Below are 4687 nucleotides of genomic sequence, written 5' to 3'. Positions count from 1 at the left end.
ACCTCGCCACCGTGCTCGAGCAGTCCGCCGACGCCGACCTCGCTCAGCAGTGGGTCGACTTCGTGAGCTCGGAGGAGGGCCTGGCCATCCTCGAGCGGGCCGGGTTCGGAGCCCCGTGAGGCGCGCATGAGACGGGTGGCCCGCCGCGCCGACCCGTTGGGCCGACCTCCACTCCTGCTGTTGGCCCCGGCGGTGCTGGCGGTCTTCCTCCTCGCCTTTCCGCTCGTCGCCCTGCTCGCGGCGGTGGACTGGCGCGCGCTCCCCGGCCAGCTCAACTCGGCGCCGTTGCGCAGCGCACTCTGGCTCAGCCTCACGACCTCGACGGCCGCGATGCTGGCCTGCCTCGTGCTGGGTCTGCCGGTCGCGTGGCTGCTGGCCCGGGTCGACTTCCGTGGCCGCACCCTCGTCCGCGTGCTCGTGACCGTGCCGATGGTGTTGCCCCCGGTCGTGGCCGGCGTGGCCCTGCGGACGGCGTTCGGCCGCACGGGACTGCTGGGCGCGCCGCTGCTGGCGGCGACCGGCTTCGCGTTCCCGTTCACAGCCTGGGGAGTGGTGCTCGCGCACGTCTTCGTCTCGATGCCGTTCGTGGTGCTGGCGATCGAGGGGGCGTTGCGCTCCGCAGATCCTGAGTTCGATGCCGCCGCGGCCAGCCTCGGCGCCTCCCGTTGGACCACGTTCCGTCGGGTCACCATCCCCCTCGCGCTGCCCGGTATCGTCGCCGGGATGGTGCTGGGCTGGGCCCGATCGCTCGGCGAGTTCGGCGCCACCATCACCTTCAACGGCAACTACCCCGGCCGCACGCAGACCATGCCCACGCTCATCTACGTCACCCGCCAGAGCGACCAGGACGCGGCACTCGCCCTGAGCTTCGTGATGCTCGTCGTCTCGGTCTCGGTGCTGCTGCTCCTGCGTGATCGATGGTTGGGTACGCCGTGACCCGCCCCTGGACCACCGGCCTGCAGGTCGACCTGGTCGTGCCCGAGCGCGTCCGCGTGGAGCTCGATGCCGAGCCCGGAGCGGTGGTGGCCGTGATCGGGCCCAACGGGGCCGGGAAGTCCTCGTTCGTCCGTGCCCTCGCCGGCCTGGTCCCGGCCGGCGGGACGGCCCTGCTCGACGGCGTCGACCTGTTGACTCTCTCCGCTCGAGATCGCGAGGTGGGACTGGTCTTCCAGGGCCAGCTCCTGTTCCCGCATCTGAGTGCCCTCGACAACGTCGCCTTCGGACCGCGCTCGCGCGGCCGCTCTCGCCGCGACGCGGACCTGCAGGCACAGGAGCTGCTGGACTTGTTCGGCATCGGCCACCTGAGCCACCGCCGCCCACGCGAGCTGTCGGGCGGTCAGGCCCAGCGCGTGGCCATCGCGCGGGCGCTCGCCACCGAGCCCCGGCTGCTCCTGCACGACGAGCCCTTCGCCGGGCTGGACGTCACCGTGGCGATGGCACTGCGGATCGAGCTGGCCCAGCACCTTGCGAGCTTCGGCGGCGTCACCATCCTGGTCACGCACGAGGCCATCGACGCCCTGACCCTGGCCGACCAGGTCCTGGTGCTCGACGAGGGCCGGGTCGCCCAACGAGGCACTCCACAGCACGTCGCCGCCCAGCCGGCCACCGACCACGTGGCGCGCCTGGTGGGGGTCAACCTGATCCGCGAGCCCGACCAGTCGGATGGCGACCGCTTCACGACCTTCTTGCCACGGGACGTGACGGTCAGCCTGCGGCGCCCGGAGGGATCCGCCCGCCTCCAGTGGCAGGGCACGGTCGCCAGCGCGCAACAGCACGGCGACGCCGTGCGGCTGCTGATCAACTCCGAGCCGCCGTTGCTGGCCGACGTGACTCCGCAGGCCGCCAGCGAGCTCGGGCTGAGCCCCGGTCGTGAAGTCTGGCTCTCGGTCAAGGCCACCGCCGTGAGCCGCTACGGGACCGTCGCCGTCGACCGCTAACATGCGCCCCATGAGCCCGTCCACGCAGAAGCCCGACCGCAACCTCGCCCTCGAGCTCGTGCGAGTGACCGAAGCGGCCGCCATGGCCGCCGGTCGCTGGGTGGGACGCGGCGACAAGAACGATGCCGACGGCGTCGCCGTCAACGCGATGCGCGTGATGATCGCCAGCATCGGCATGAACGGCACCGTGGTGATCGGCGAGGGCGAGAAGGACAACGCCCCGATGCTCTACAACGGCGAGCAGGTCGGCGACGGCACCGGTCCCCACTGCGACGTGGCGGTCGACCCGATCGACGGCACGACGCTGACCGCCAAGGGCATGAACAACGCGATCTCCGTGCTGGCCGTCGCACCCCGCGGCACGATGTACGACCCGTCCGCCGTCTTCTACATGGAGAAGCTCGTCACCGGCCCCGAGGCCGCTGACGTCGTCGACATCCGCCTGCCCGTCGCCGAGAACATCCACCTGGTCGCCAAGGCCAAGGGCAGCTCGGCCTCTGATGTGACCGTCGTCCTCCTCGACCGCCCGCGTCACGCCCAGCTGGTCGAGGAGATCCGGGCCACCGGCGCCCGCATCAAGTTCATCGAGGACGGCGACGTCGCCGGCGCGATCATGGCCGCACGGCCCGACACCGGCGTCGACCTCCTCCTCGGCGTCGGCGGCACCCCCGAGGGCATCATCACCGCGTGCGCGATGAAGTGCACCGGCGGCGTCATCCAGGGGCGCCTCTGGCCGCAGGACGACGACGAGCGCCAGCGTGCCCTCGACGCAGGGCACAACCTCGACAGCGACTTCGTGCTCGGCACCGACGACCTGGTCACCGGTGACGACTGCTTCTTCGTGGCCACCGGCATCACCGACGGCGAGCTGATGCGGGGTGTCCGCTACCGCGCCAACGGCGCGACCACGGACTCGTTGGTGATGCGCTCGCGCAGCGGCACGATCCGCCGGATCACCAGCGAGCACCAGCTCTCGAAGCTACGCGATTTCTCCGCGATCGACTTCGACCACTGAGGGAGCCGGCCGCAGGGCCTGCCTGACCGCCGCGATCACTCGGGGGTCGAGCGCCATCCCGACGTGCGACGCGCCGACCTCGAGCGGCGTCGCGAGGGGGTCGATGCAGGCGCGCCAGTCGACGATGCCGTCGCGCTTGGAGTAGATCGCGGTGAAGTCGATGGAGTCGGCCAGTGGGTGCCGCCCTTCGTCGAAGCTCTGGCGCGCGCAGGCTCCGGCCACGCAGTCCTCCGACATCAGGCCCGGGAACCCGGCACGGCTCAGCCGCACCAGCATGGCGACACTGGCCGAGAGACCCACGTGGTGCGCACCCGGGGCCAGCATCGGGCTGCCCATCGTCACCAGGCCCGACACGAGATCTGGCCGCCTGGCAGCGACTCCTCGTGCCAGCATGCCGCCGAGGCTGTGCCCGACGATGCGCACCTTGGTGCCCCGCCGTTGCGCGATCGACTCGAGTCGCCTCTCGATCTGGGTCGCGACGCTGAGGGTGCAGCCGACGTTGGCGTGGATGTGGGAGCGGTAGGTGCGCAGCCCCTGCTGCTGGAGCGCACGACGCATCAGCGCGAGGGTGCCGTCGCCGGCCATGAACCCCGGCACCAGGAGCACGGGCTCGTCGCCTCGCATCGGTGCGCGATGGGCGTACGGCGTGTTCCACCGCTCCCCGCGCTGGCTGATCGCCTCCCAGGCGTAGCGGCCCGCCTCACCGATGACACGCCCCTCGCCGATCACCGCATGCGCCCGCGGACGACCGAAGCCGTCCGGCAACAGGAAATCCGCAAGGGTGGTCGGGGTCATAAGAGGCGAACCTAGCCCCGGACAGCGCCTTTCTCCGGCATTTCGCCTGTCCATACCCGATCTCGGTGCCAGGGCTGGGGTAGGTCGTGTTGACTGGAGCACATGACCCGCACGCCTGCCTCAGCGCCTCGGAACCCGCCTGCAGTGGTGATTTCCGAGGAACTCTTCGCGCCGGTGAGTCATGAGGTCGAGATCTGCTACCAGACCTTCGGCTCCGCCGACGGCGACCCGCTGCTGTTGGTGATGGGTCTGGGCGGGCCGATGATCTGGTGGGACGACGACTTCTGCATCCGGTTGGCTCAGGTGGGCTTCTACGTCATCCGCTACGACAACCGCGACACCGGCCGCTCCTCGCGGATCGCCCATCGGGTCACGCGCGCGCAGCTCGTCCGCGCCTTCTCGACCGGCCGCGGCAAGGCGCCGTACTCCATCAGCGACCTCGCGGGCGACGGCCTCGCCCTCCTCGACCACCTGGGCCTGGCAGCGGCGCACGTGGCGGGCATCTCGATGGGCGGCATGATCGCCCAGACCATGGCGATCGAGGCGCCCGCGCGGGTGCTGTCGCTGACCAGCATCATGTCCACCACCGGTCGCCGGACCGTGGGCTGGCAGAGCCCCGACCTGCTGCCGACCCTGATCGCGCCCCGTCGCGGCGGCAAGGAGGCCTACGTCGCCACCAACGCCCTCGTGTGGAACCTGATCGGCTCTCCCGACCACCCGGTGGATGCCGACTCCCTGCGCAAGCGGGCCGAGGACACCTTCGATCGCGGGGTCTCCGCCAGTGGCGTGCTGCGCCAGATGCTCGCGATCCTCACCCAGCCCAACCGCACCTTGCGACTGCGCACCCTGCACATGCCCGCGCTCGTCATCCACGGGATGGCCGACAAGATGGTGCACGTCAGCGGTGGTCGCGCGACCGCGTCTGCCATCCCGGGCGCCG

General features: G+C 71.0%; 6 protein-coding genes. 5 read left to right on the top strand and 1 reads right to left on the bottom strand.

What is annotated here, in order from left to right; genetic code table 11:
• Positions 1-11 precede the first annotated feature (11 nt).
• The 4 genes from RMO85_RS19650 to glpX are packed head-to-tail and all read left to right on the top strand — an operon-like array spanning position 12 to position 2952.
• Positions 12-119 (top strand): hypothetical protein, encoded by a 108-nt coding sequence (locus RMO85_RS19650; protein ID WP_397203377.1) that lies wholly within the window; start codon positions 12-14, stop codon positions 117-119.
• A 7-nt stretch (positions 120-126) separates the two neighbouring features.
• Positions 127-936 (top strand): ABC transporter permease, encoded by an 810-nt coding sequence (locus tag RMO85_RS07560; protein ID WP_310528101.1) that lies wholly within the window; start codon positions 127-129, stop codon positions 934-936.
• Positions 933-1937, top strand: a complete 1005-nt coding sequence (locus tag RMO85_RS07555) for an ABC transporter ATP-binding protein (protein WP_310528100.1) — start codon at positions 933-935, stop codon at positions 1935-1937. The genes RMO85_RS07560 and RMO85_RS07555 overlap by 4 nt, the downstream gene beginning before the upstream one ends.
• A gap of 10 nt (positions 1938-1947) precedes the next feature.
• Positions 1948-2952, top strand: coding sequence for a class II fructose-bisphosphatase (gene glpX, locus RMO85_RS07550; protein WP_310528099.1), 1005 nt, complete (start codon positions 1948-1950; stop codon positions 2950-2952).
• Here the strand turns inward: glpX and RMO85_RS07545 are convergent.
• Positions 2917-3747: an alpha/beta fold hydrolase gene (locus RMO85_RS07545; protein WP_310528098.1), complete on the bottom strand. Its 831-nt coding sequence runs from the start codon at positions 3745-3747 to the stop codon at positions 2917-2919. The genes glpX and RMO85_RS07545 overlap by 36 nt on opposite strands.
• A 147-nt stretch (positions 3748-3894) precedes the next feature.
• Between RMO85_RS07545 and RMO85_RS07540 the strand changes: the two genes are divergently transcribed.
• The coding region (locus RMO85_RS07540) for an alpha/beta hydrolase (RefSeq protein WP_310528097.1) at positions 3895-4687 on the top strand (793 nt) is incomplete at its 3' end.

Source organism: Nocardioides sp. (assembly GCF_031422975.1).
GTDB lineage: Bacteria > Actinomycetota > Actinomycetes > Propionibacteriales > Nocardioidaceae > Nocardioides.
The sequence above is the reverse complement of the archived record's forward strand: the minus strand, read 5'-3'. Positions and strand labels throughout refer to the sequence as shown.